At 60.8% G+C, this 25792-nt stretch carries 16 protein-coding genes; 1 reads left to right on the top strand and 15 read right to left on the bottom strand.

All coding sequences use genetic code 11. The features are described from left to right. Window positions 1-93 precede the first annotated feature (93 nt). From ACYVHT_RS07980 to ACYVHT_RS07925, 12 genes are all read right to left on the bottom strand, one after another. A complete protein-coding gene (locus ACYVHT_RS07980; RefSeq protein WP_460549821.1) occupies window positions 94-2859 on the bottom strand; it encodes an alpha-L-rhamnosidase in 2766 nt (921 codons plus the stop codon). A gap of 244 nt (window positions 2860-3103) precedes the next feature. Beyond that, entirely contained in the window at window positions 3104-4135 is a 1032-nt protein-coding gene (locus ACYVHT_RS07975; RefSeq protein WP_460549819.1) for a hypothetical protein, read from the bottom strand. A 109-nt stretch (window positions 4136-4244) separates the two neighbouring features. Then, on the bottom strand, window positions 4245-5360 hold the full coding sequence (locus tag ACYVHT_RS07970; protein WP_460549817.1) for an acyltransferase family protein: 1116 nt from the start codon (window positions 5358-5360) through the stop codon (window positions 4245-4247). 51 nt (window positions 5361-5411) lie between these two features. Next, entirely contained in the window at window positions 5412-5957 is a 546-nt protein-coding gene (locus ACYVHT_RS07965; RefSeq protein ID WP_460549815.1) for a hypothetical protein, read from the bottom strand. Window positions 5958-5988: 31 nt separating this feature from the next. Continuing rightward, window positions 5989-6156: a hypothetical protein gene (locus tag ACYVHT_RS07960; RefSeq protein ID WP_460549813.1), complete on the bottom strand. Its 168-nt coding sequence runs from the start codon at window positions 6154-6156 to the stop codon at window positions 5989-5991. 83 nt (window positions 6157-6239) lie between these two features. Then, on the bottom strand, window positions 6240-6461 hold the full coding sequence (locus ACYVHT_RS07955) for a hypothetical protein (RefSeq protein WP_460549811.1): 222 nt from the start codon (window positions 6459-6461) through the stop codon (window positions 6240-6242). Between the two features lie 157 nt (window positions 6462-6618). Next, the gene (locus tag ACYVHT_RS07950) at window positions 6619-9435 is read right to left on the bottom strand and encodes a glycoside hydrolase family 2 protein (RefSeq protein WP_460549809.1); all 2817 of its coding nucleotides are present in this window, start codon (window positions 9433-9435) and stop codon (window positions 6619-6621) included. Window positions 9436-9644: 209 nt separating this feature from the next. Continuing rightward, entirely contained in the window at window positions 9645-11498 is a 1854-nt protein-coding gene (locus ACYVHT_RS07945) for a sialidase family protein (protein ID WP_460549872.1), read from the bottom strand. A 128-nt stretch (window positions 11499-11626) separates the two neighbouring features. Then, window positions 11627-12595 (bottom strand): glycoside hydrolase family 43 protein, encoded by a 969-nt coding sequence (locus ACYVHT_RS07940; RefSeq protein ID WP_460549807.1) that lies wholly within the window; start codon window positions 12593-12595, stop codon window positions 11627-11629. 139 nt (window positions 12596-12734) lie between these two features. After that, window positions 12735-14123: a glycoside hydrolase family 140 protein gene (locus ACYVHT_RS07935; RefSeq protein ID WP_460549805.1), complete on the bottom strand. Its 1389-nt coding sequence runs from the start codon at window positions 14121-14123 to the stop codon at window positions 12735-12737. 76 nt (window positions 14124-14199) lie between these two features. After that, window positions 14200-15861: a pectate lyase family protein gene (locus ACYVHT_RS07930; RefSeq protein WP_460549803.1), complete on the bottom strand. Its 1662-nt coding sequence runs from the start codon at window positions 15859-15861 to the stop codon at window positions 14200-14202. 94 nt (window positions 15862-15955) lie between these two features. Next, window positions 15956-17623, bottom strand: a complete 1668-nt coding sequence (locus tag ACYVHT_RS07925; RefSeq protein WP_460549801.1) for a fucose isomerase — start codon at window positions 17621-17623, stop codon at window positions 15956-15958. 555 nt (window positions 17624-18178) lie between these two features. Here ACYVHT_RS07925 and ACYVHT_RS07920 point away from each other — a divergent pair. Then, entirely contained in the window at window positions 18179-19075 is an 897-nt protein-coding gene (locus tag ACYVHT_RS07920; RefSeq protein ID WP_460549799.1) for an AraC family transcriptional regulator, read from the top strand. Between the two features lie 194 nt (window positions 19076-19269). Here the strand turns inward: ACYVHT_RS07920 and ACYVHT_RS07915 are convergent, their stop codons facing one another. From ACYVHT_RS07915 to ACYVHT_RS07905, 3 genes are all read right to left on the bottom strand, one after another. Further along, a complete protein-coding gene (locus ACYVHT_RS07915; RefSeq protein WP_460549797.1) occupies window positions 19270-20196 on the bottom strand; it encodes a dihydrodipicolinate synthase family protein in 927 nt (308 codons plus the stop codon). Window positions 20197-20247: 51 nt separating this feature from the next. Beyond that, window positions 20248-21846, bottom strand: a complete 1599-nt coding sequence (locus ACYVHT_RS07910; protein ID WP_460549795.1) for a sodium:solute symporter family protein — start codon at window positions 21844-21846, stop codon at window positions 20248-20250. Window positions 21847-22177: 331 nt separating this feature from the next. After that, window positions 22178-25714 carry a malectin domain-containing carbohydrate-binding protein gene (locus tag ACYVHT_RS07905; RefSeq protein WP_460549793.1) on the bottom strand — a complete coding sequence of 1179 codons (3537 nt, stop codon included), beginning with the start codon at window positions 25712-25714 and terminating at the stop codon, window positions 22178-22180. Window positions 25715-25792: the final 78 nt, after the last annotated feature.

Below are 25792 nucleotides of genomic sequence, written 5' to 3'. Positions count from 1 at the left end.
CAAAAGCTAGAGTTAGTGAACATTTTTAAATCAGTCATTCCAATCGTCAGGCTCCCCTCTCCGCAGGAGAGGGGCCGGGGGTGAGGTGACCCGTCAGGGCATCTTCGTCACAAACGCATACTCCCCCGACCCAATCTCAAACACCGCCCTATCCCCGTCCATCCGCACGAACTTCACGCCCTCCGCCGACGAAGCCTTTTTCCCGCCTTCCGTCACGTCCTTGGCGTCCTTCGCGGGCAGATACACCAGCGCCTTCACGTTGCCCGGCACCGTGATATTCCAGGTGAAGCGCTTGGCCTCGCGCTGCCAGCTGCTGCGGATTTCGCCATGCACCGATTTATAAGATGCTTTCACCGACGTCAAGCCGTCAATCATTGCCGGCTTCATTTCCAACTGCGAAAAGCCCGGCGCGGCGGCCTTGATGCCGGCCAAATCCTCGTAGTACCAAATCAGCAGGTCGCCGAGCAGCATCACGTGGTTTTGGGAGTTCATGGCGGGGTCGGCGGTGTTGCCGTTCCAGAGCTCCCAGATGGTGGTGGCGCCGTTGGCGGCCATGTAGCCCCAGCTCGGGTAGTCGCGGTTGGTGGCTAGTTTGTAGGCAATGTCGGGGCGGCCCTCGGCGGTGAGGCCGCGCATGAGCCACTGCGTGCCGATAACGCCGGTGCTGATGTGGCCCGTGTTTTCGACTAGGATTTTCTGCGTGATGTTCTGGAAAACCTTGCCGCGCTCGGCGTCCGGCGTCAGGCCGTAGGCCAGGGGTAGCAAGTTGGCCGTCACGGTGTTGTTGCTGTACTGGGCAGTTTGGGCGTTCAGGAATTTCTGGTTGAACGCGTCCTTGATTTTGGCTCCCAGGGCGGCGTATTCCTGCGCATCGGCGGGCTTGCCGAGCACGGTGGCGAAGCGCTGCATCAGCGTGAGCATGTGGTAGTAAGTGCTGGTGGCAATGACCTCGCCGCTGGTGTTGCGGGCGGGGTCTTGCGAGTGAATCAGCTTGGCCGATTCGGGCGGCACGCACCAGTCGCCGTACTTGTCTTTGGTGACAATGTTATTGTCGGTCATGTAGTTGGCGCGCATGTAGGCCAGCCAACGGCGCATCGAGTCGTAGTGCCTGGCGATGGGCTGCGCGTCGCCGAATTGCTGGTAGAGCATGTCGGCGATGGTGAGGTAGGTGCCGGGCCAGGTCACGTTGTCGCCGTAGTAGCGCCAGAAGGCGGGGGCCACGTCGGGGATGCTGCCGTCGGCTTTTTGGGCCTGCGCGATGTCGTCCAGCCACTTGGCATACAGGCGCGAATTATCAAATACGAAGCTCTCGCCGTAGGCCCCGGTGGTGCGGTCGCCGAGCCAGGGCTGCCGCTCGTTGCGCTGCGGGCAGTCGATGGGCATGCCCTTGTAGTTGCTCCGAATGCCCCAGTAGGCGTTGCGGTAAATCTGGTTGATGGTGGCGTTGGAAGTCACAAACTCGCCGGTCGTGGCCATGTCGTCGTACACCACACGCCCGTCGAAATCGGCCAGCGTGGGCGTACCGGGGTAGCCACTGATTTCGACGTACCGGAAGCCGTGGAAAACGAAGGTCGGCTCCCAGGTTTCGCGCCCGCCGCCGCGCAGCGTGTACACGTCGGTCACGCGGGCATCGCGCAGGTTGGCCACGTACAGCTCGCCGCTGGCTTGCAGGGTTTCGGCAAAGCGCAGCGTGATTTTGTCGCCCCGCCGGCCGGTGGCGCGCAGCCGCAGCCAGCCAGCCAGGTTCTGGCCCATGTCGAGGATGAACTTGCCGCCGCCCAGGGGCTTGAGGGCCACCGGCTTCAGGGTTTCCATCACCTTCATGTTCTCGTTCATCTGGGCCTCGTAGGCGCCGCCGGGCTCCTGCACCAGCTCGGTTTTCAGCCAGTTTTTGGCGTCGAAGCCAGCCGTGGCCCAGCCCGGCATTTCCTTGGTGGCGTCGTATTCCTCGCCGTCGTACTCGTTGTTGGTGCGGATGGGGCCGTCGGCGGTGGCCTGCCAGGTTTCGTCGGTTTTGATGACCTCGTGGCTGCCGTCGGCGTAGGTCACGTCCAGCTGCATCAGCAGCTTAGGGTAGCCGAAGGTCTTGATTTTGTACGGCTTATAGTTTTGTCGCATGGCGTAGAAGCGGCCGTTGCCGAGCACCGCGCCCACGGCGTTGGCCCCCGGCCGCAGCAGCGCCGTCACGTCGAAGGTGTTGTACTTCACGCCCTGGGTGTAGTCGGTGGGGCCGGGCGCGAGCACCTGGTCGCCCACGCGCTGCCCGTTCAGGTACAGCTCGTACAGCCCCAGCCCGATGATGGAGGCCGTGGCCTGCGTCACCACTTTGGCGGCGGTAAACTCCTTGCGGAAATACCGCGCCGACAGCCGCGCGTGCGACTCCTCCTTGTCCCAGGCAAAGGCGTGGTCGAGGCCAATCCAGCGGCCTTTCCAGTCGAGGTAGTTCAGCAACCCCATGCTCCAGCGGGCCGGCGCGCTCCACCCCGATTCGCCCTGGTTGGTCCACGTCCGCACCTTCCAGTAGCAGCGGGTGCGGCTGCGCAGCGGCGCGCCCCCGTAGGCCACCAGCCCCGACTGCCCGCCGCCGACCTTGCCCGAGTTCCACAAGTCGCCCTCGTCGGCGGCCAGCTTCTCGGGCGTCGAGGCCACCAGCAGCTGATAGGCCGTTTGCGTCAGGCCGCGCGCCGGGCTGCTCAGCTCCCAGCTCAGGCGCGGGGCGGTGGCGTCGATGCCCTCCGGATTAGTCAGCAATTCGCAGCGCAGGTGCGCCAGCTGCACGGCGGCCGGTGCCGCAGGCCGGCCCGAAGCCGGGCCCACCAGCAGTAGCAGCAGGGAAAAAAGCAGGTGTTTTCGGTTCATAGTCAGGGCCTTCCCCCTCCGGCTCCCGCGCCGGCTGCGCGAGAAAACCCGCCGCTTGGCAGGCCTGGGCCGTGGGGGTTGCGCGGGGCGCATTTGGCACCCCAAAGTCCGACTTTTTTGCTTCCCTTTATTCTAGGATGTTAGCACGAATCTTCACGATTTGCGCAAGGTGGCGGGAGGATGGTGGAATGGGGGTGTGGTAGGAATTAGCTTTCTATCAAGACAACAATACACCAGGTTCTATTCACTCTGTAGACTCAGGCTTAATTACTTTGGGCTTGGCTTTAACATTTGATAAATTGAATGTTCCAGAAACAAAAAAATAATTAGGGTCTTTGGAGCCGGCCCCAATAATATTATACCCAATATTTAAGGCTTGAGCGAATTCGTATCGAGCATCTTTTTTGATAGAACCATTGCTATTTCGGTCAAATTCTCTAAACCTCTTGCCTATGAAGCTCAGAATTATACCTGCATTATGCAAATCTTCGCCACTGGTCAAAAGGCAATAATAATATGGAACAAAAGCAAATGGCAGTCTATCATTATCACTACCGCTTATCATAAACACGGGGGTAGCTACCGACAGTCTAAGATTCTGAGTAGGCTCAACTGGTGATATATAGCCCTCATTTGTTCCATTAGCAGCAATATTATCATCAAAATAAAACGAATTTGCTCTTTTCTGATATGAAGTTAATTTATCAGTCACAATTGAATTTTGGTACAGTCCTGAAAAAGAAATAGCAAACGTTGTACCCTTGAAGAAAGTAAAATTACCTTTAATTCCAGGACTTATTCTATTAGTTTTTCTTTCATAAAAAGATTTAGTTGTAGTATTATAATAATTAAAATTCTGGTACTCTGCAAAAGCCGATATAGAATAAGTTTTATACGTTCCAGATTTTATTGAAGGGCACATCAACGAATCAAAGCCCCATGATAAACCCAATTCCAAAGCAGGGGAAACGTTGGTTTTGGAATCAAATAACAGTGTAGACTTAGAATTATTAACAACATTTGCCTTAACAAAAAGCAGCTTTGACTTCGCCATAGTATACACCTTATCATTATTATCATCAATAACGTAATAAAGCTTTTTGTAGAAACGTCTTAAAGGAACTGAAACACCAATATTGTTGGAGGATATTTGAGATTGAATCTTAACTTGAGGGACACCAAAAATATAATTACCCTTTGGGTCATTTACAATCTCTTGACCTTGTGATTTAAAAACAACAAAAACAAGGAGCGCGAATAAGAAAAAGATTTTCATTTTGACTTAAGATGATTTTAGTAGAGTAATACAGTTTTGGTTGCAAATCACACTAAAATCTTTCGTGCATACGTCAGTGCTAGCACTTAATTTTAGCACCCGTTAAATATCATTTCGCTAACACCCTCTTCTTCAACCACTCCCGCACCGGCTCATCGTACCATTTCAAGCAAGCGTAGGCAATGGCAACGGCGGCCAGAAAGACCAGCGCCGCCACGGGCCAGCCGTCGCGCAAGGGCACTTTGTGCGTCGCGACCCAGGCCGTGTAGGTGTAGATGAGCGGATAGTGCGTGATGTAAATCGGATACGAAATATCGCCCAGGAAGCGGCACAGCCGTTGGGCCGGGGCCGAGCGCACCGCCCCGCTGGCCCCCAGGAAGATGATGCCGGGGAAGACGAGCAGGATGCTGAGCGCATCGTAGAGCCCATTTTGCCACGGGTGCGCGGGGCTGCCGATGCGGGGCATGGCCAGCACCCCCACCACCAGCAGGCTGCTCCACCCAAAGGCATTGGTAATGCGACGCAGCCGGGCCAGTCGAAACAGCAGCAGCCCCGCAAAAAACGGGTACATCATGCGGGCAAAGCCGATGTGCAGCTGCTCCGGCTCCAGCGACCAGCCGCCAATGACATCGCCCTGGGGGCTGGTGACGGCCAGGTGCAGCAGCGCCCCCGCCGCCAGCACCACCAGCCCGGCCAGCACCACGTTGGAGAAGCGGCGCACCACCTTGGCGTACAAGACGTTGGCCACATACTCGAAAAACAGCGACCAGCCCGGCCCGTTGAGCGGATAGGTTTCGTGCCAGCCCCGAATGTCGAGGGCGGGCGGCACCGGCACCATCAGGCAGCCCAGCAGCAGCACGAGCAGCACCAGCCACCCCGGCGTGGTGGCAATGGCGGGGAACAGGCTACCCGCCTGGAAGTAATAAAGCCCCGCTCCAATCAGCATTCCCAGCACCACCATGGGTTGCAGCCGCACCAGCCGCCGCTTGAAGAAACCGCCCACCGTGAGGCGGCCCCACCGGTCGTCGTAGGCGTAGCCAATCACAAACCCCGACAGCAAAAAGAAGAAATCCACCGCCAGGTAGCCGTGGTTAATCACTTGGTCGAGGTGGCTGGTAGCGTGGGCCTCGCACAGGTGAAAGGCCACGACCACCAGGGCCGCCACGCCCCGCAGGCCATCGAGGATGGGGTAATGGGGCTTGGTGGGTAGCGGGGCGGGTGGCATGCAGGGTGGGAAGGAGCTTTATATCTGACAAATAAATCAATAAAACTGCTCTTACCCCGCCACGTCTACAACTTCATAAAACTTGATATTATCTATCAATAATTGGTCTATTTCATCCTTTGAATAGAAATCAAATTTTGGTTGCCAAGTAAATCCGTGATTTGAAGGTAATAAAAAAGCTGGCACGAATCCTTTGTCTGTCTGTACAATCAGCCCTAAAGTTGACTTATTCAATCCTGTTTCATAATTATACAGTCTTTCGAGTGGAATCAACTTGTTTTCAGGAAATAATTCCACCACGTTGATATATTGAATGCTATGTACATTACAATCGGAGCAAATAATTTTATACCAATATTTATGAGCATTATTTTCAAAAATGAGCCGTGTACCACATTCACTAAATTCACAATAAAATATTTCATCGTACTTATAATCCGAGCCTGTCGGTGAAGCATCTAGACACTCCAGCTTAAAAGAAGCAAGAGGCGTGTTAAAATAAAAAGCATTGATATCCCATACAATTTCTATAGTTCGAAGCCCAACCAAATTCTTTATCAGTTGCATCTGCTTGTCATCCAGCGTTAAATCATTCATAAATAGTGACACATTATTCTAAAATGGATTATTATTTATCATTATCTTCTCTTTTTTTTACAGCCAGATTGTGCTTTAAAAGATTTATAAATTCCTCAAAATCTGCATACACTCTATCCCGCTCTGCTTCAGTGAGTGTATTAGGCTGAATATCCGACTTTAACGCCTCGAAGCTTGTGTATTTGGTTAGCTTTTCCATGAGGGTGCGACTTTAGGTTACACCTGATGTGATATACACGTAAAATTAACCTATATAAATATTAGATTTTAGTCAATGGTTTCTTAAAGCAGCTCAGTGCTTCGGTTAGAAACCCTGGAATTACGGATAGCAGCTATTAATTCTTCGGCCGTTTCTTCGCCTTGGTAGGCCCCAAAAAGTAAATTCAAGCGTTTGAAATTCTCATAGCCGGCTTCCAACTCTTCGCGTTTTGCAGTGCCGCGTGGGCCGTAATATTCGTACTTGAACTCGCTCAGGGTAGTTACGCTGCTTTTTTTCGTGCTCATAACGGTTCGGCGTTTAAGGCTGTGGCTAAAGTGACGAAGCTACAAAAGTTACGCAGTAGCGCAGCTTTTGTAGCTTCAAGGTACACCACAACGAAGCGGTAGAGATGCTTCGACTTCGCTCAGCATGACCGCCTAAAGGCAATTTGCCGCTTCCCTCCTACCGTTTCCCAGCCGTCGGAGCTGGTGCATTATCCCCCGAGAAATCGAAGTACAGCGTGATTTCCTTGGCGTAGGACGGGTCTTTGCTGTAGTCGTAGTACATGTTGGTTTTACCCATGGGGCCCATGTTTTCGGCTTTTTGCGACTTGGTGCCGATGGGCGTGATGCCGTGCATGAACGAGAGGTTGCCGCTGGGGAAGGCCGGGGCCGTGTTGTAGGGCTTGGCCGCGAAGCGGGGCGTGAAGAGGCGCAGGTACACGTCTTCCTGGTCGCAGAGGATTGTGAGGGGCTGGCCGGTGGTTTGGAGCGTGAGCCAGTAGAAGTTGGAGTAATAGCCCTTGAACTCGGGGTAAAGCGGGCTCTTGGTGCCGTCGGGCTCGCCGGTGCTGGTGTTGTTGTAGGCCTTGGTCCAGACGCCGAGGTTGGTGCCTTTCATGCGGTCTTTCCAGACGCGGTAGGGGCCGTCGCCGCGCCACTGGATGCCTTTTACCTCCTGCTCGGGGTAGTTGAAGCTGAGGCCGGCGAGGGCGAAATCATAGTCTTTGGGGAAGTACTTGGCCGTCATGCGGACCCAGCCGGAGGGGTACACCGTCCATTGCAGCGACTGGTAGCGGCTGGCTTTGCCAAACTTCGCGTCAATCACCACATTGGCGCCGTCCTGGTGCTGGGTGAGGCCTTCGAAGGCAGCTTCGCCCTCGGCCAGCACGGGGCCGTTGGTGAGCGGGATGAGGCCTTTGGCGTTGCGCACCTGGCGCAGCAGGCCGGTTTTGCGGCTGAACGTGAGCGTGACGCCGTGGGCGCTGGCGGTGTAAAGCGAGTCGGTTTCGGTGAGGCTGGCGGTGCCGGAACCGGTGGTAACGGCCAGCCGCTGGGCCACCTGCGCGGGGCGGGTAATGGGCCAGCTCCAAGTGTAGATTTCGCGACCGGTGGGGTCGGTGGCGGTTACGTAGAGCACATCGGCCTGTTGCCAGTCGGCGGGCAAACTCAGCTTGAGCGGGCCGAATTCGGTGGGCGCGATGCTGGGCGCGGCGATGGTGCCGGTGCGCGTGGTGGGCGTGGCGCTGCTGCCGGGCGTGGGTAATTGCGCCAGTTTCCAGGTGAATTTGCAGGCGCTCAGGTTGGTGTAGGTGAAGCGGTTCTGGATGCGGAAAGTGCCATCGAAGGCGGGCGTGATTTCGCGGCGCTCGAAGAACACGGGACTCCATACTTCCTTGATGGTGAAGAAGCTGCCTTCCTTCTCGCGGTAGGGGCCGACGATGCCATCGGGGCCGTGGTCGCCGTCGGTGTCGAGGATGCCGCCTTTGTCGGTGCGGACCACGGCAGCGTCGGAGAAGTCCCAGAGGAAGCCGCCGGCCGAGAGTGGCTCGCGCCACATCTGCTCCCAGTAGTCTTCGAGGCCCGCGCCGTGGCCGCCGTCGTAGAGGCCGTGCAGGAATTCAGTCGGGAACACCACGTTGTGGCCGTGCAGGTGGGTGCCGTTGCCGTAGTCGTAGTTGATGTAGTGCTGGGTATCGGTGCCTCGAAATACCTGCCAGGCGTGCACCACGGGGCGTTTTTGCAGGTCGAGGCGGTCGAGCACGGGGTCGAGGTCGAAGTTGTGGCCGCCCTCGTTGCCGTTTATCCAGCCGATAATGCTGGGGTGGGTTTCGTCCTTGGTCACCATTTCCTCGCTGAGCTTGGTGCCGGTGGGCGTGTTGTAGGTCGCGTGCCAGCCGGCCAGCTCATCAAATACGAAAAGGCCCAACGAGTCGCAGGCTTCCAGAAAATGGTCGTCGGGCGGGTAGTGCGACATGCGCACGGCGTTCATGTTCATGTCCTTCATCAGGTTCACGTCCATCACGCTCAGCGCCGGGCTGGTAGCGCGCCCCGAGCTGGGCCAAAACGAGTGCCGGTTCACGCCCTTGAACTTGATTTTCACGCCGTTGACGTAGTAGCCCTCGCGCTCGCGCAGCTCCACGGTGCGGAAGCCGAAGCGCTGGTTGAGGGTGTGCACCGTTTGGCCGCCCTTGCGCAGCGTGAGGGCCAGGCGGTAGCGGTTAGGTGTTTCGGGCGTCCAGAGCTGGGGATTTGATACAGTGGTTTGCAGGCGCGTGGGCGCATTGCCCGCCGTTACCGGGGCGCGAAACTCCCCTCCTACTTTTTGCCCCGTCAATGTGTAGAGTTGGCCCACGACTTCATCAGCGGCAGCACCGCCCGCGTACACGTCGGCTTTAAAGCTGCCATCGGCCCGCGCATCGAGTGCTACGCGGCTGATGTGCGCGGCCGGCAGGGCCTCCAGAAATACCGGCCGGAAGATGCCGCCGAAAATCCAGAAGTCGCCGCGCCGCTCGGCGTCGTTCACCGATTCGTTGGCCGAGTGCTTGCTGACTTTAGCTTCGAGCAGGTTGGTTTTGCCGTATTTCAGCAGCTTCGAGATGTCGTATTTGAAGCGGTAGTAGGAGCCCTGATGCGTGGGGCCGGCGGGCTGGCCGTTGATTTTAACTTCGGTATCGGTCATCGCGCCATCGAACACGATGTTTACGACCTTGCCCTGCCAGTTGGCCGGCACTTTGAACTGGTACTTGTAGAGGCCGCTTTCCTTGCCGCGTGCGGTGTCTTTGTTATGCCCGTAGTTGTACTTGCCGAAACCCTGCAGCTCCCAGTTGGAGGGCACCGGGATGGTGGTCCATTTGCCCGAGTTGCGGCCGGCCGTGCAGTAGAACTGCCACTTCACGGTGTGGTCTTTGTCGGGGCCGGAGAGCAGTTGGGTTTCCGTGCGCTGGGCGTGAGCGCTGAAGGACAGGAGCGCGAGAAGGAAAAGGAGAAGTTTGGGCATGTCGTTCGGGCGGGTCACCTCACCCCCCGGCCCCCTCTCCTTGGGGAGAGGGGGAGCCACGGCGGCGCGGGTGTAGCGCGGACTTTTAGTCCGCGCGTGGTGCGTTTAGGTTGGGCAACTCGCGGACTGAAAGTCCGCGCTACAATTCGTTAGGCTCCCCTCTCCGCGGGAGAGGGGCCGGCCCCAAAGGGGTCCCGTGAGGTGACCCATCAGGGCGTTTCCACTGCCAACGTTTTCAAGGACTTCAGGTAAAACACCGCTTCCGGCACGCTGCCGCCGGCATCCGGCAGGTCGTATTCCTGGTCGGCGGGTGTGTCGGGCGTGGGGAAGTGGCGGGCCTCGCCGGTGCGGAATAGGATGCGCTCGAAGGCTGCCACCGGGGCGTAGAAGATGAAGGAGCTGGCTTTGCCACCGTTCACGGCCACGGTGCAGGTGCGGTTGGGCGCGTCGAGAGTCACCTTTAAAGCGCAAGGCTGGCCGGCGGCGTATTTGGTGATGTTCTTGAAGCGGGAGCCGGCTTTGTAGCGCAGCACGCCCGTCGAGTCGAAGGTGAGCTGTACGGCGGGCGAGCCTTTGGCATCCTGAAACTCGATTTGCAGCTCGCCGTGGTTGTTTTGGGCGGGAATTACCGCGAATTCGGCCGTCATGTTTTTGGCTTCGGGAATGATGCGCTCGGCCTTGGCATAGTCGAACTTATCGGCGTCTTTAAAGACGAGGCCCTTGGTGCCATCGGGCAGCTGGCCGATTTCGACGGGGGCCTGCACCAGGCTGTAGGTGTTCCAGCTGGCCAGCTCCTGGCCGGCGGGCAACGCGGCGAAGTCGTCGTTGGCGGGTGCGGTGGCGGTGGCGCGCACGGGCACGGGCACGGAGGCAATCCAGAGGTCCTCCTTGTTCACGCTGTAGGTCACCCAGAGGTTTTTATCGGGTGGCACGCCGTCGCCCTCCTGGATGCCGCGCACGTACTGCGGGCCGTAGCTTTTGTAGGCGCCGCCGTAGCGCATGGGCGTGATTTCGCCGTGCACCAGCAGAAGGTCGGTGTAGTCGAGGCCGTCCTGGCTGGTGGAAATGGCCAGCGGCCACCGGAATTCGGAGGGGTTGTACACCGTGGCGTAGCGGCCGTCGGTGGTGCGCTGGCCCCATATTTTGGCGTTGCTGTTCACGAAATGCGGCGCCCGAATGACCGGGTTAGGCCAGGTTTTGCCGCCGTCGGGGCTGATGGTGGTGAGGGCGTGCTTCCAGAGGCCCACCACGCGTTGCCCGTCGGGCAAGTGGTAGTAGCTGAAGGCTTTGTAATCCTTCTGAATCGGAATCAGCGGGTCGGTGCGGTCCTGCTCCTCCACCATCTGCTGCATCATCAGCGGGTTGGCCAGGATTTCTTCGCAGGCCGCCACGAAGCCCTTGTCCTTGCTGGTGGTGTAGAAGGGGTAGGTCGATTTCGACTTGTCCCACGACGCGTTGTTCCGCAGGAAGTAAATCGGGCCAAACTTGCCGCCCGGCAGCACCTCGCGCACCACCCGGCCGATGCCGTGGCCGTCGTTCGGGTCATCGTGCGGCTCAATGACAATACCATAGTAGCCGAGGGTGAGCAGCCGGCCCTTTTTCGAGGTGTAGAAGCCGATGCGCTGGTGCATCACGGCGTACAAATCCTTAGCGACTTTGCCGGGGTGGCCTTCCTTGGTGGTGCCGTCGGGGATTTTATAAGGCGGGAAAATGACCGTGGGATTGGTCCAGGCCTTGCCGTCCTTTGAGGTCATCAGCAGGGTGCGGCCGGGCGGCTCGTGCTCGCCCACCGGGTTGCTGAGGTATTGCAGGTAGAACTGGTCGTGCCAGTAGGCCAGCATCGGGGCGTGGTTGTAGGTCCAGCCCTCGCCGTTGGCGGCGGTGGGGTGCTGGCGGTTGGCGCGCAGCACTTGGAGGCAGTGCGTGCCGATGGCCGGCCGCAGCTGGCCGTGGTGGTAGTCCACGTTGCTGAGCGTGGTGCCGGAATAGTGAACGGTTTCGGGCGCGGTCTGGGCGTGAGCTAGGATGGGGAGGAGCGCAACGACCCAGACGGCGCACCTCACCCCCCGGCCCCCTCTCCCGTGGAGAGGGGGTGCGTTCAACGATTCCCACGTCTGGCTCCCCCTCTCCGCGGGAGAGGGGGCAGGGGGGTGAGGTTGACGGCTGCGCTGTTGAATATCAAGTAGCTTACTCATAATTTCCCGGTAGCTGAGGTCGCGCCCGGCGCCCCGGCCGGCGCGGTTTGCAACAGATTCTTGAGCGTCTTGCGGGGCACCGTGAAGATGGTGCCGTGCTTGTGGCCGGCCGGCACGCGCACTTGGTCCGACACATCGGTGAAGGTCCGGAAATCGGAGGTTTTGGCCGCGCCGTACTTCTTCTCGCGGTAGGCGTCGTAGTAAATCAGCCACTGATTGTGCGGCAGCCGGGCCACGCTGGGGCCTTCGGTGAAGTTGGCGGTAAAGGGCTCCGATACCTTCAGAAACGGCCCGGTGGCGGTGGGGCCGAACGCCACCTTGATGTCGCGCTCGGGGCGGGTGTTGTCCTTCAGCACCAGCACGTAGTCGTCTACGCCGCGCCGGATTACTTCTGAGTCGATGGCGCTGAAGCCGGGGTCGAGATAGAGTTTGGTGGCTGAAAACTTCTGGAAGTCTTTGGTCGTGGTGTAGTAGAGGCGGTGGTTGTTGTCCTCGTCCTCCACGCCTTTGGGGAAGCGCAGCGGGATGGTGCTGGCCCACACGACGAGGAATTGCTGGGTGGGCGGGTCGTAGAAGATTTCGGGCGCCCACACGTTCACCGTAGCGGGCTCGTGGCTCATCACGTCGATAAACCGTTGGTCCGACCAGTGAATCAGGTCTTTCGAGCTGGCGTAGCCGAAGCCCTTATCGCCCTTCCAGCCGCAGGTCCAGACGAGGTGGTAGGTGCCATCCGGCCCCTGCGCGATGCTGGGGTCGCGCATGATTTTGCTCGGCCCCACCTGCGGCGTCAGAAACGACTTGCCCATGTCCTGCCATTTATAGCCGTCGTAGCTGTAGAGGAAGTGCAGGCCATCGGTGGCCGGCTCGCGGAAGGACGTGAACATGTAGGCCTCCTTCGCGCAGGAAGTCAGGAGCGCGGCGGCGAGCAGCGGGGCCAGGCGGCGAAGAAGGGTAGGTTTGCGCATTGGAAAGAGAAACACCTGAACGTCATGCTGAGCTTGTCGAAGCATCTCTACCGCTTCGTTGGAGCGGCATTGAGTACGCTTCGCGGTAGAGATGCTTCGACAGGCTCAGCATGACTGCCTTTTTCTGGACGATTGAAGCCTACACCGAATCCAGCACCAGCACCCAGTCGTTGCCGTTTTGCGGCTCGCCGGGCGGGTTGAACTCGTGGGTGCCTTTGTTCGGGAAAGAGCCGATGGCGGTGGTTTTGCCATCGCGCGGGCTGAACCAGGAGGCCTTGACTTTCGCGCCGGCAATTTTGCCCAGCTGCACCGGAATATTCCGGCCGTTGTAGGTGTAGATGAAGGCGTACTTCTGGCCCCGCGTGGCCAGCAGGCGGTTGTACTGCTCCCCCGCCGCGCCGGCAATAAGCGACTGGTCGGGCACGCGCTCGAAGTAGGGCCGCGAGAGCATCAGCTGCTTCAAATACTGCATTTGAGCTGAGCCCGGCGCATTTAAGGCCGACGACCACAACTCCTTCGACCCATAGGCGCTGCCCTTGTCGAAGCTGCTGTGCATCTGCATCACGGAGTTCTGCCCGTAGGTGTAGCCAAACGCACCCGCAAACACCGACCAGTAGCCGTAGCGGCGCACGTCGGCATCGGTCCAGCGGGGCTGGGTGATGTCGTGCAGGCCCTGCGGGATGCCCTCGTACGACGGCTCACCGTCGAGGCTGGGCTTGGCGGGTTTCAGGGCGTAATCGGCCTGCTGGTAGCGCCAGTTATCGGGGCCGTAGTGGTTCTTTTCCTTGCGCGACGTATCCTGCGAATAGCGCTGGTGGCCCGACTGGTACATGTTGAAATCCAGCCAGCTGGCCTGGTGAAACCAGTCCGACGACTGCGTGCGGCCGCGCGGGTGGTAGGTTTCGAGGTGGTTCGGGTCCACGGCTTTCAGCGTGGCGCCGATGGTGTTCCAGACTTTCAGCGAATCGGAGCCGGCAATGTCGCCGCCGTTCAGCCAGATGATGTTCGGGCGGTTTTTATACCGCTCGGCCAGGAAGGTGGCGTAGGTTTTGGCCTGCGCCTGGTTCACCTTACCGTTCTTCACATTGGTGCCCCACACGGGCACCATGCCCATGTAGAGACCCTTTTTGGCCGCCAGGTCCACGATGTAGTCCACGTGGTCCCAGTAGTCGTACTGGGCGGCGTCGGTGGGGTTGGCACCGGGCGTGAGCAGTGGTTTGGCCACGTTGGCGTGCACCAGAGCCGAGTCGCCGTACACGTTGGCGATGGGCACCTGGTGCAGCACCATCACCTGAATCACGTTGAAGCCTTTTTTGCGGCGGTCTTCGAGGTAAGTTTCGGCTTCCTCGCGTTTGAGCTTGCTGAACAGCAGCCAGCCGGTATCGCCCAGCCAGAAAAACGGTTTGCCGCTCCCCGTCATCAGGAAGCGGCCGTTGGGCGACACTTTGAGCGGGCCGGTGGGCTCGGCCGCCGGCGCAAATGCAGCGAGGGTTAGCAGCAGGAGGAGAAAACGCGCTTTGGAAATCATGTGGGAAATGTAGCGCGGACTTTCAGTCCGCGCGTGGGTAGCGTTCAACTCGCGGACTAAAAGTCCGCGCTACAGCCTACGACTTGGCTTTGCCGGCATTGGGCCGCACGTTTTGCAGCGGCACCACGCTATTGAGGTATTCCTCGATGTTGGCGTAGCCGTCCTTATCGCGGTCCTGGGTGGCGTCGGCGGCGTTTTTGGGGTTGAGGCCGTGGGCGGTTTCCCACTTGTCGGGCAGGCCGTCGTTGTCGGCATCGGCGTAGGGCGTGCCTTTGTAGTCGGGGTAGCCGCCCACCTGCGCGGGGTCGGTGATGATGCCGTTTTTATAGGAATCTTCGGGCAGGCGGCGCTTGATGTAGGGGCTCTTGACGGTGGATTGCGCGTTTTTGGCGTAGGTGATTTTGCCGGTCCGCACCTCTTCCACGATGCGGGCGTCCACGGCGTCGCGGCGCGGCAGGGTGCAGCCGGCGTTGGCCAGCACGTACTGGTAGGCCTCCGGGGCGGGCAGCACGGTATTCATGTTGGGCAGCGTGAAGGGCTTTTCGGTCCGGATTTCGGCCACGGTTTTGGCGGCGTCGGGGGTGCCTTCCACCTGCACGCCGCCGGCCCAGTTGTCCTGCGTCACCTTCTCATTGCCGGCCACCACGTTGCCGGCCACGTAGGCTTTGCCGAACAGGTTTTTGGCGTCCTTGTCGCGGCCCGACTCGGGCTTGAGGATGCGGTAGCTGATGGGCTCGCCGGCCGGCGTGATGGGGCCGGGCTTGTAGTAGTTGTTCACGAAGTTGTACTCCGAGTGGTTGTCGCCGCCGTCGGCCGAGCGGTTCCACCAGTTGAACACCACGTTGTTGGCAAAGTTGAAATCGCCGTACATGCCCACCGAGGGGTTGCGGGCAATGTTATTGGCCCACAGGTTGCGGGTAAACAGGCTGTTCAGCCCGCCAATGGTGCTGCCAAACGCGTGGTTGTAGGTATCCAGTCCCTCCGAAAAAATCGAGTTCTGAATGGTCACGTTCACCGTGGGCAGCTTGTCGGCCTTGCCGGTTTCGAGGTTGTGGTACACGTGGCGGTAGATGGACATGTTCTCATCCAGTCCCCAGCTGGCCGACACGTGGTCGATGCAGATGTTGCCCACCGGGTTGCCGCCCAGCCCGTCGTCGCGCCGGGCCACGTCCGTCGCGCCGCGCCGAAAGCGCACGTAGCGCACCACCACGTCGTGCGTGTTTATCCAAATCGACTCGCCGGCCACGCAAATGCCGTCGCCGGGGGCCGTCTGGCCCGCGATGGTGACGTAAGGGGCGCGAATAATAATGGGCGTTTGCAGGCGAATGATGCCCGCCACGTTGAACACGATGATGCGCGCCCCGCCCTGCTCCAGCGCCTCGCGCAGGGTGCCGGGGCCGCGGTCGGCCAGGCTCTTTACCACGTACACCTTGCCGCCCTGCCCGCCGAAAACGTGCGCCCCGCCCCCTTCCGCGCCCGGAAACGCCAGGCGCTTCGACTGCGGCAAATCCGACGGCTTGGCCGCCCACGGAATGTAGGGCTTGCCGGCCTTGGCTTCGGCTTCGATGATGGGCTGCGCCTTCTGCCAGGCGGCATCCGAGCGTTTCTCTTCCTCGGCCAGCGCGGCGTCGGCTTTGGCCTGCACCTCCGGCGGGATGGTGGGGTACTGTGCACGAGCCGCCTGGGCAACGCACGCCGAAGCGAAGAGGATGGAAAGGATGGCGCGGCGGTGGGTCATTGTTGGGGGGTGGGGTTTGTTAAAACGTCATGCTGAGCATTCCGCGCATCAGGCGGTGACGCAGCATGACGTTGTTTCCATATTCAATTGTCGCTTAACTCGGCACCGCCACCTGCGCCGACTGCTCCTTTTCCACACTATTGGTCAGGCCCTTCACATCGCCGCAGAAATGCACTTCCACACCGATTTCGGCCAGCGCGGCGGCCTTGATGCGGCAGAGCTGGTGGGCTTTGGCTGCGTAGGGAGCGTAAACGACCTGGATGTGGTTGGCCTTGTGGCGGGCCATCATCTGGTCGCGGCTCACGCCGCAGAGCACGGCGTGCATGATGGGCCATTCGGGGGTGGTTTCCTGCCAGCGGCGTTGGGTTTCGGCGGCGGGCAGGGCCACGGCTTCGCCCACGCCGAGGTCGCAGTGCAGCTTGCCGTCCATCACGTACACGCGGCTCCAGACGATGGAGCCGGGGCGGCTCACCCCCTTCACGCTGCCGCCGCCGAGGCGGAAATACATGGCCGGCTGCCGCTCGCTGCTGGTGCCGGCGTAGCCGTCCACGAAATGCGCGGGTGGGGCCGCGCCCGAAATCAGGAACACCCACACAAACTCGTCGCCGTCGCCGGTGTCGAAGCTCTGGCCCCAGCGCAGGTCATGCAGCGTGGTTTCGCCGCTCAGGCCCAGCTCGTTCCAGAGGCGGTAGGTGAGCAGGGCGTCGAGGCCGGCGCACTCGTCCACTTCGTTGAAGTGGGGCAGCGCCTGGCCGGCGTACAGTTCCTCGCCGGTTTTGGCGAAGACGGGCGGGCGGTCCGTGTTATTCAGGAGTCCTTCGGCCAAGTCGCTGGCCACGGTGAGGTCCTTGAGGCCCTGCTGGTACTGGATGCCGATGGTATCGCAGCCAAACTCGGCGGCGATGCGCACGGCGGCGATGTACATCTTGCACTGCTCCAGCGTCTGGGCTTTGGTGAGCTGGGTGGCCTCGTCGGTGCCCCAGCTGAACTTCATGCCGCGGGCCAGCAGCCAGGTGAGCACGGCCTGGGCTTCGGCCTCGGTCACGTCGCGCATGGCGGCGTAGAGGCTGGCCTGGCTCAGGCGCTCCTTAAATACGCCGGTGGCGTGCAGCAGCTCGTCGGGCACAATGGCGTTGTACATGCCCATGCAGCCCTCGTCGAACACGCCCATGATGGCCTTGTGCTCGCGGAACTTCCGGCCAAAGGTGCGGCCGGCGTGCTCCTCGGTGGCCGGCAGGCTGGCCTCGGCGAAGGATTTGACGTGGCGCTCGTCCTGGGTGATGTGGCCGTGCTCCAGCCATTGCGTCAGGCCCTTCTCAAAGAAAGCATCCGTAAAATCCTCGCTCCAGAGCGTGCTGTAGGCCACGCCGGCTTTGGTGAGGCAGCCGTTGAGGTTCAACATGCCCACCAGGCCGGGCCACTGCCCGCTCCAGTTGGCCACCGTGAGGATGGCCCCCCGGTGCGTGGTGAGGCCGGCCAGCACGTGGTGCGAGTACTGCCACACGCTTTCGGCCACGATGAGCGGCTGCTCGGGGTGGAGGTGCCGGAAAACCTCCATGCCCATCTTCTGCGAATCGAGAAAGCCGTGCTGCTTTTCGGGGTCGTAGGCGTGGGCGCGCTTCACCGTCCAGCCCAGCTTGTGGAGGGCGGCGGCGAGCTGGGCTTCCATGGCTTCCTGGGCCGGCCAGCAGTTTTGGTTGGCGGCCAGGCGCAGGTCGCCGCTGGCGAGGAGGAGCACTTCGTTGGTAGGGAATGAGGCCACGGGCTGTAAGGGTGAAAAGTGGAGCCGAAGCCGCAGCGCACGGCCAGAAAAGGCTCGATGGGCACGCTGGGCCGGGCAGGAAAATCCGGGTTGAGTGGGTAGGCAAATTTGCCAGCATATTCGCCCGCAAGCCTCCGGCTTTTTGCCTACTTAGTGTAGGATATTACCATGCGGGCAAGCCAGCCGGCCCAATGCCATTTGCCAAACGCGTAGCCAAAAGCAGGTACTCACCCCGTACCAAAGCAGCCGTTTTTTGCGTCGATTACGGCATTAGAACGCCTGAGCAGGCAGGTACAGGAGAGTTCGGCTTTCGGAGCGTTATAGCTTAGTGACTACTTACTGACCGATTTTATCCATTATCAGTGAGTTTCAGGCTGCTCTGAGCCCAGGATAATATCCTAGAGAAGCCTGCGCCACCCGTCTTTTTGCTGCTTTGAACTCCTTTTTGCCGATTCGCCTTTCCGCTTCTCTACACAATCGATTTCGTAATCAGGCGGCGCGTTAGCCCCGCGCCCTGCGCCAGCCCTCCTAATTCCCACCACATTTTCACTCCTCATGAAAGCGCATTTCCACAAAGTCCCGGTCGCCCCGCAGAGCTCGTTCAGCATTCGCCACGACGTGAAATCGTATTTCGGCACCACCTGGCACTACCACCCCGAGCTGGAGCTGGTTTACACCATTAAGGGGGAAGGCGTGCGGCTCATCGGCGACAATATCGACAATTTTTCGGCGGGCGAGATGGTGCTCGTGGGGGCCAATCTGCCGCACGTGTGGCGCTGCAACGAGGAGTATTTCCAGGGCAACCCGGAGAAGCAGGTCGAGGCCATCGTCATCCAGTTTCTGCCCGAGTGCCTGGGCCGCTACCTCTTCGGCCTGCCCGAGGCCTACCTCATCCCCAAGCTGTTTGAGAAGGCCAAAAGCGGCCTGCTCATCACCGGCAAGGCCAAGGCCAAGCTCGCACCCCTCATGCGCCAGGCCGTCAACGCCACGGATTTGGACCGCATCATCATCTTCCTCTCCATCCTGAAGGTGCTCTCCGAAACGTCGGAGATTCAAACCATCGCCTCGGAGCACCACGCCTTTAAGCAGAGCAACGAATCGGACGTGCAGCGCATCAACAAGGTCTGCAACTACACGCTGTCGAACTACAAAAAGGAAATCACGCTCGATGAAATTGCGTCCATCAGCAACCTGAGCGTCACCTCGTTCTGCCGCTATTTCAAGCTGATTACGAAGAAGACCTACTACGATTTCCTAATTGAAATACGCATCAGCCAGGCCTGCCGGCAGCTGATTGAGGACAAGCTGCCGACGGAGGTGGTATGCTTTGAATGCGGCTTCAACAACGTGTCGAACTTCTACCGCCACTTCAAGAAAATCACGAAGATGACGCCGCTGGAATACAAGAAAAAGTACCTGCACAACCACAAGGAGCTGGCGATGGCCGCGTAAGCCTGCCGCCTGACGTCAACCTCACCCCCTGACCCCCTCTCCAAAAAAGAGGGGGCACCGGATTTGAGCAAACGATAATAAAAGAGCCTTTTGCATCAGCAGAAGGCTCTTTCTATTGTGGGTAATAGTACTGATGCATTACCGGTGCCCCCTCTTTTTTGGAGAGGGGGTCAGGTTGACGTGAGGCAGTAGACCTACGCCACCAACTCCAGGCCGCGGCTCAGGGTGCTGTAGTCGCCATAGAGCGCCTCCACGCCGGCCCGCACAGTGCCGTTAAAATTGCCCACTTTGCGGCGCGTGAAGGTGGAAATATCCACGCCGCGCTGCTTGAGCGAGTATTTGGCCACGGTGGGGTACACGTCGTGCATCACGCCCATGTTCTTGATGAAAAACGCCTGCACATCTGCCACTTCGCGCTGCAGCAGGGGGTTGTCGTAATTGTTGCACAGCCACACAATGAGCTCGGGGAAGAAATTGCCCTGGATGCAGGAAAGCCCCGCCGCACCGGCCCGCAGCGACTCCACGGCGTGGCCCATGTAGGCATCGTAGAGGCCAAATTGGTGGCCGGCGGTGGCGGCCAGCTTGGCCCGAATCTGGTCGATGTCGAGGCAGGTGTCTTTGTGGTAGGTGACGCGACCGGTGGCCACGAACTGGCCCAGTTGCTCGGCGGTGAGCACGCGCTTGTAAGGCTCGGGGCACTCGTAGAAGCCCAGCGGCACGCCGCTGGTCCAGTCCAGCAGGCGATGGAACCGCTCGTTGAACACGGCATCGGACTCCTCCGGGGCAGCCAGCAGGCCGGTGATGACGATGACGGCTTCGGTGCCGGCTTCGTACACCTGCTTCACGAAGTCGGCCTGCTCGTTGAGCGGGCCGGCGAAGGTGCCGGTGGCCACCACGGGCACGGCCCCGCCCGCCACGTCCACGATGTGGCGGATGCTTTGCAGGCGCTCCTCGGTGCTCAGCTCGAACATCTCGCTGGAAAGGCAGTTGGCGAACAGGCCGGCCGCGCCCGCGTTCAAGTACATCTCAGTGAGGCGGGTAAGGGCCGGATAATCAATTTGCCCATCGTTTTGGAAGGGCGTGAGCATAACGGGGATAAATCCCTTGGATGCGTTTTTCATAAGGCTAATGGCTTGGGCGGGTGGGCCGCCAAGGGGGTAAAAGTGGGCCGGCTAATGGACGGACTGGGTTAGTTCTTGTTCGGGGGCCACGGGCTCGGCGCGGCCCTGGCGGAAGCGGGTGAGCAGCAGCCCCACCAGGAAAATGGTGAGCGTGCCCACCACAATCACCATGCTCTGGTGCAGGGGGTTGCGGAAGGCGGCGAAGGCCGCGGGCAGCTTCGGCGAGAGCGTGAGCCAGACGATGACCAGCACGCCGATGATGGTGGCGGTGAGGGCCTCGGCATTGCGCGTCTGGCGGCTGATGATGCCGAGCAGGAACAGGCCCAGCATGCCGGCCGCGAAGATGCCCGAGAGCTGCCACCACACGTCGAGCACGCTTTTCACGCCAATCATGGCGATGCCCACGCCCATGCCCAGCAGCCCCACCACCACCGTGCCGATGTGCAGGCTGCGCATGGTCTGCTTCACGTTGAGGTTGGGCTTGAAATAGCGCTGGTAGATGTCGACGGTGAAGACGGTGGCCGACGAATTCATGCCCGAGCTGATGGTGCTCATGGCCGCCGACAGGATGGCCGAAATGATGAGGCCGATGAAGCCGGGCGGGATTTTCGTGACCATGAAGTGCGGCATCACCTTGTCGCCGTAGTCGGCGGGCTGGAGCTGGGCGGCGGCCTGGGCAATCTGGGCGGCGGTGGCAGTGAGGGGCAGCTTTTCGGCGGCGGCTTTCAGCTTCACGGCCTCAATCAGCTCGGGATGTACCTGGTAGTAGGCAAACAGCGCCGAGCCGATAACGAAGAACAGCAGCGAAGCCGGCACGTAAATCCACACGCACAGCCAGATGGATTTCGCCGCCTGCCTGGCCGACGTGGCCGTGTGGTAGCGCTGCACGTAGTTCTGGTCGACCCCGAAGTTGTTGAGGTTGATAAAGAAACCATAAAGCAGCACCACCCAGAAGGTGGACGTGGTGAAATCGGGCGAGAAACCGCCTAGGCTGAACTTGTGCTGCTCCTGTCCGATGGCCACGATGTGCGCCAAACCGCCCGGCATGTTGGTCACAATCAGGTACAGAATGAGCAGCGCGCCGAAGGTCTTGACCACGCCCTGCACCACCTCGGTCCAGATAACCGCCTCGATGCCGCCCAGCACCGTGTACACGATGATGCAGCTGCCGGTGACGAGCATAATCAGCTCCATCGAAAACCCGGTGAGGGCCTGCAGCGTGAGCGCCACCCCAAAGAAAATGGAGCCGATGCGCGCCAGCTGCGTGAGCAGGAAGCAGGCCACCGCATACGTGCGCGCCCAGCTCCCGAACCGGTGCTCCAGGTGCGTGTAGGCCGATATTTCGCCCGTGCTGCGGTAGAACGGCACGAAGTAGCGCGTGGCCACCCAGGCCGCCAGCGGCATCGAAATACTGAAGACAAAGGCGTTCCAGTTGGTACCGAATGCCTTGCCCGGCACGCCCAGAAACGTATTGCTACTCAGGAAAGTAGCGTAGATGGACATGCCAATGGCCCAGCCCGGAATCAGACCCGAGGCGCTGGAATACTGCTCGGCGCTGTCGTTTTTTCGGGAAAACCAGGCACCCGCGCCCACCATAGCCACCAGGTACAGCGCGATGATAATCAGGTCAAGAACTCGCAAATTGCTCATGTGGCCAACTTACCAAATTGCTGCGACATCGGGCGGAAAACGGCGCCTGTCGTACCAGTAGCAAATTTAGTTTCGGGCGGGGCCGGGCGGGTGTAGCTTGTTAGCTTCCTTTTGTAACATCTTGGCTAGGGCGTGCCAACGTCGCCCCGCGTCAACCTCACCCCCGGCCCCTCTCCCGCGGAGAGGGGAGCCACGGCGGCGCGGTTAGCAGCGCGGACTTTTAGTCCAGGAGAGAGTAATATGATAGATTCGCGGACTAAAAGTCCGCGCTACAAGTCATCAGGCTCCCCTCTCCGCGGGAGAGGGGCCGGGGGTGAGGTTTCAGCAGCGCCTACTGCACATCCAGCCCCGACACGCTCAGGCCCGCCGCATCGATGGCCGCTAGTTTGATGCGGTAGCTGCCGGCGTTTATCATGCCGCCGGTGGAGGTGGTGAGGTAGTTCCATTTGCCGGGCTTGGAGGGCACCAGCTCCACGGTTTCGGTTTTGAGAATGGTGCCATCGGCCAGGGCCACGGTGAGGCGGGCGCTGAGGGGGCGCGCGCCCTGGTTGGCGTAGCGGAAAGTGAGCGAGTAGGTGTCGGCCACGCCGGTCTGGATGGTCCACTCGATGGCGCTGCCGGCGGGCTCGCGGAAGGTGAGGCTTTCCTTGGTGTTCACGATTTCCTTCACGAGGCCGGGGCCGAGTAGGCGGGCGGTGGCGGGCTTGTAGCCGGTGACGGGCTTGAGGTCGTAGGCCGGCTCGATGGAGCTGGTGCGGTTCACGGCCACGAGGTAGGCGGCACGGCTGGGGGGCAGCGGCACGGTAGCATTCGCGGCAAAACGCTTGCGGAACACGCGGAACGAACGGCCGCCCGCCTCATCCGTTTCGAGGGTGGTTTTGGTGTCTTCGTATTCTTTGAGCCAGGCCGGCAGGGTGGCCGGTTTGGAGTCGACGGCGATGTACACGTCGGCCGCCGTCGTGACGGTGATGGTGCCGCCGGCTGAGCCCGCTTGGCCGGGTCCGCGCAGCCATTCGGCCCCAAACAGCGCCGAGGGCAGGGTGCTGAATGTGGTCGGCGCATCGGTATACACCTGGTCGCCGGTGTCGAGCCAGGTTTGGGCCGACCATGGGCTGGTCGGGGTGGCAGATTTTAGATTGGCAATTACCGGCTGGGGCGCGGGGGCCGGCCGGGCGCTGGCATCGGCGGTGGCAATGGCGATGGCGGAAATCAGGGCCTGGCCGGAAGCTATTTGCGGGAAGGAAACGACGAGTTGGCCGCCGGTCACGCGGGCCTGCACGGTCTTTTTCAGGGCATGGTCGTGGCCGGCTTCTTTCCAGATATCGAGGTTGGGGAGCACAGTTGCACCGTTGATGGCCACGTCGAACAGTCGCCAGCCGGTGCAGTCGAGGCCGCCGCCGGTGCCCAGCCAGGGCTCGGCGAAATACAGCTCGATGCGGTACTCGCCATCGGGCACGGGAAAGGCGTAGCGCAGCTTCTCGCGGCCGTAGCGGAAGCTTTGGAACAGCGGCCAGTCGCGGGTGCCGGCGATGGGGTCGAACGTGCGGCGCTGGCTGGCGAAAAAGGGCGCGATGCCGGGAAAATCCTGCGTCCACGACTCGGAGCCCCAGGTTTTCGGGTCGGTGCGGGGCTGGTCGGCCTGCCAGGTTTGGCCGGATTCATCACGGTAGGCCGGGCCGCCGCAGTTCACGCGATAGAGGTAGTTCAGGCCCGGCTGGGGCTGGGTGATGGGCGGCGCATCGGCCAGGAATTTATCGAAATGCGGGGCTTTCGGCAGGTGGTGCAGGACGATGTAATCGGTGGCCACGGCCCGGCCGGCCACGTAGCCCACGGCATAGAGCACGTTGTAGTTGATATCCACGCCATCCCACTGAAAGTGCGTGCCGATGCCGCCGGCGCGGGTTTTGCGGCCCAGCGAGGCGGCGTTTACGTCGTTGAAAAGCTCTACTTCGTCGCAGTTGGAGTAGACGGTGATGCTGTCTTGGCGGCCGGGCGCGAGCCAGCGGTCGGGCCAGGTGTGGGAGGCGAGGTACACCATCGGCTCTTTGTCCCTGGTCGCGTAGTTGGCGCGGAACATGTAGAACGCGTCGGTGGGCTCTTCCCAGGGCGTGAGCAGGCCCTTGTAGTTCACGGGGCCCACGCGGTCGAGCTCGCGCAGGCCCTCGCCGCCCTGCACCCGGCCGGGGTTGTCGTGCGAGGTCAGGAGCCAGAAAAAGTGGCCGGCGGTCTGGTCTTTGGCGGCTTCGGCGAGGCGCACTTTCAGCTCCATGAGCTGGGCGAAACGGTCTTCGCTGAATGGGCCACCGTTGAGCACGGGCGGGCCGGACTGGTGCAAATCCAGGGTGCGCCAGGCGCCGTATTCGCCCACCAGCACCTGGCGGGCCAGGTCGGCGCCGTATTGGGCGGGGTCGCCGCCGTAGGTGCCGGTCCAGTTCTGAGGCACGTCCCAGTCGGTGCCCTGGCCGCCGTTGCAGGTCGTGATTTTGCGCTCACGGGAGGCCGTGGGGTCGAGCTTTCGGATGAGGGCGCTGCACTCGCGGGCGAAATCGGCCGGGAGCGTGCTTTCGTTTTCGAGGCCCCAGAGCACCACCGAGGGGCTGTTACGGCGCTCCTTCACCCAGTCGGTGAGGAGGGTTTTGAAGTTCTGGCGGAAGGCCGGCGTGTCGTACCAGATGTGGGCGGCCAGCTGCGGCCACCACAGCACACCCAGCGAGTCCCAATTGGCCTGGTAGCGCAGGTTGTGCGGCTGGTGGGCATCGCGGAAGGCATTGAAGCCGGCGGCTTTCACCAGCTGCACGCGGGTCCGAATCTGCGCGTCGCTGAAGGCGTGGCTCTGGCCCAGCAGGTGCTCGTACTCGGCAATGCCGTTGATGAAAACCGGCTTCCCATTCAGCAAAAACTGCTTCTGGCTGGCCGCCGCCCGGCCAATCGGCCAGCTCACCCAGCGGATACCGTAGGGTGTTTCCAGTTCATCGAGTAGCTTGCCCCTGGCGCTGATTCTGGTGACGAGCCGATACAAATACGGGTCGGCCAGCGACCACAGGTGCGGCAGCTTCAGCTCCGGCAGCTGCTGGCGAAGCTGCGTGCCCGCGCCCGCCGCCAGCTTCTGCCGGGTGCTGGTGGCGGCCACAGTCCTCCCCTGCCGGTCCAGCAACTGGCTGGTGAGGGTGAGCGTTTGAGGCTTGTCGCCGTAATTTTTCAGCTCGGTTTCCACGTTCAGCCGGGCGGCCTGGGCCGACACCGTGGAATCGGCCCAGACGTGCACGCCGAAGGGCTCGACGCGCACCGGATTGGTGATGATGAGCGACACCGGGCGGAAAATGCCCATCGGCTGGGAGCCTTCCGAGAAGCCGCGCTCCTCGGAGCAGCCGCCGCACACCCAGGGCAAATCCTGAATGTTGGCGGGGTGGTCGGCGCGTACGGCCAGCACGTTGGGCCGGCCGGCGGGGCTGAGGGCGGCCGTGACGTCGAGCGTGAACGTGGTGCGGCCGCCGGTGTGGTAGCCTACTTTTTGGCCATTCAGCCAGACGGTGGCGTAGGAGCCCACGCCTTCGAAAAACAGGAAGTAGCGGGCGGCTTTCGGCGCGGCGGGCGTGGGGAAGGTTTTGCGGTACCAGGCGTAGCCGTGGCGGTTGCCGTGACGCTGGCGGCGGTAGCCTTCGTAGGCGTCCCAGTTGTGGGGCACGGCCACGGTCTGCCAGGTTTGGTCGTTGAAATCGGCGCGCTCGAAGTTGGGGTGGGCCTGGGGGTTTTGGTCGTCGGCGGTGCTGCGCCAGTTTTCGAGCAGGGGGATGGTGGTGCGCGGGGCTTGGGCGTGGGCGGTGAGGGTGAGGAGGACGAGGAGGATTTTGACTGCCTGACGGGTCACCTCACCCCCTAGCCCCCTCTCCTGCGGAGAGGGGGAACCAGCTCTAGTTTTTAGTTTTCTAAATAAGAATCTTATTCG

This window comes from Hymenobacter daeguensis (genome assembly GCF_054780555.1).
The sequence above is the reverse complement of the archived record's forward strand: the minus strand, read 5'-3'. Positions and strand labels throughout refer to the sequence as shown.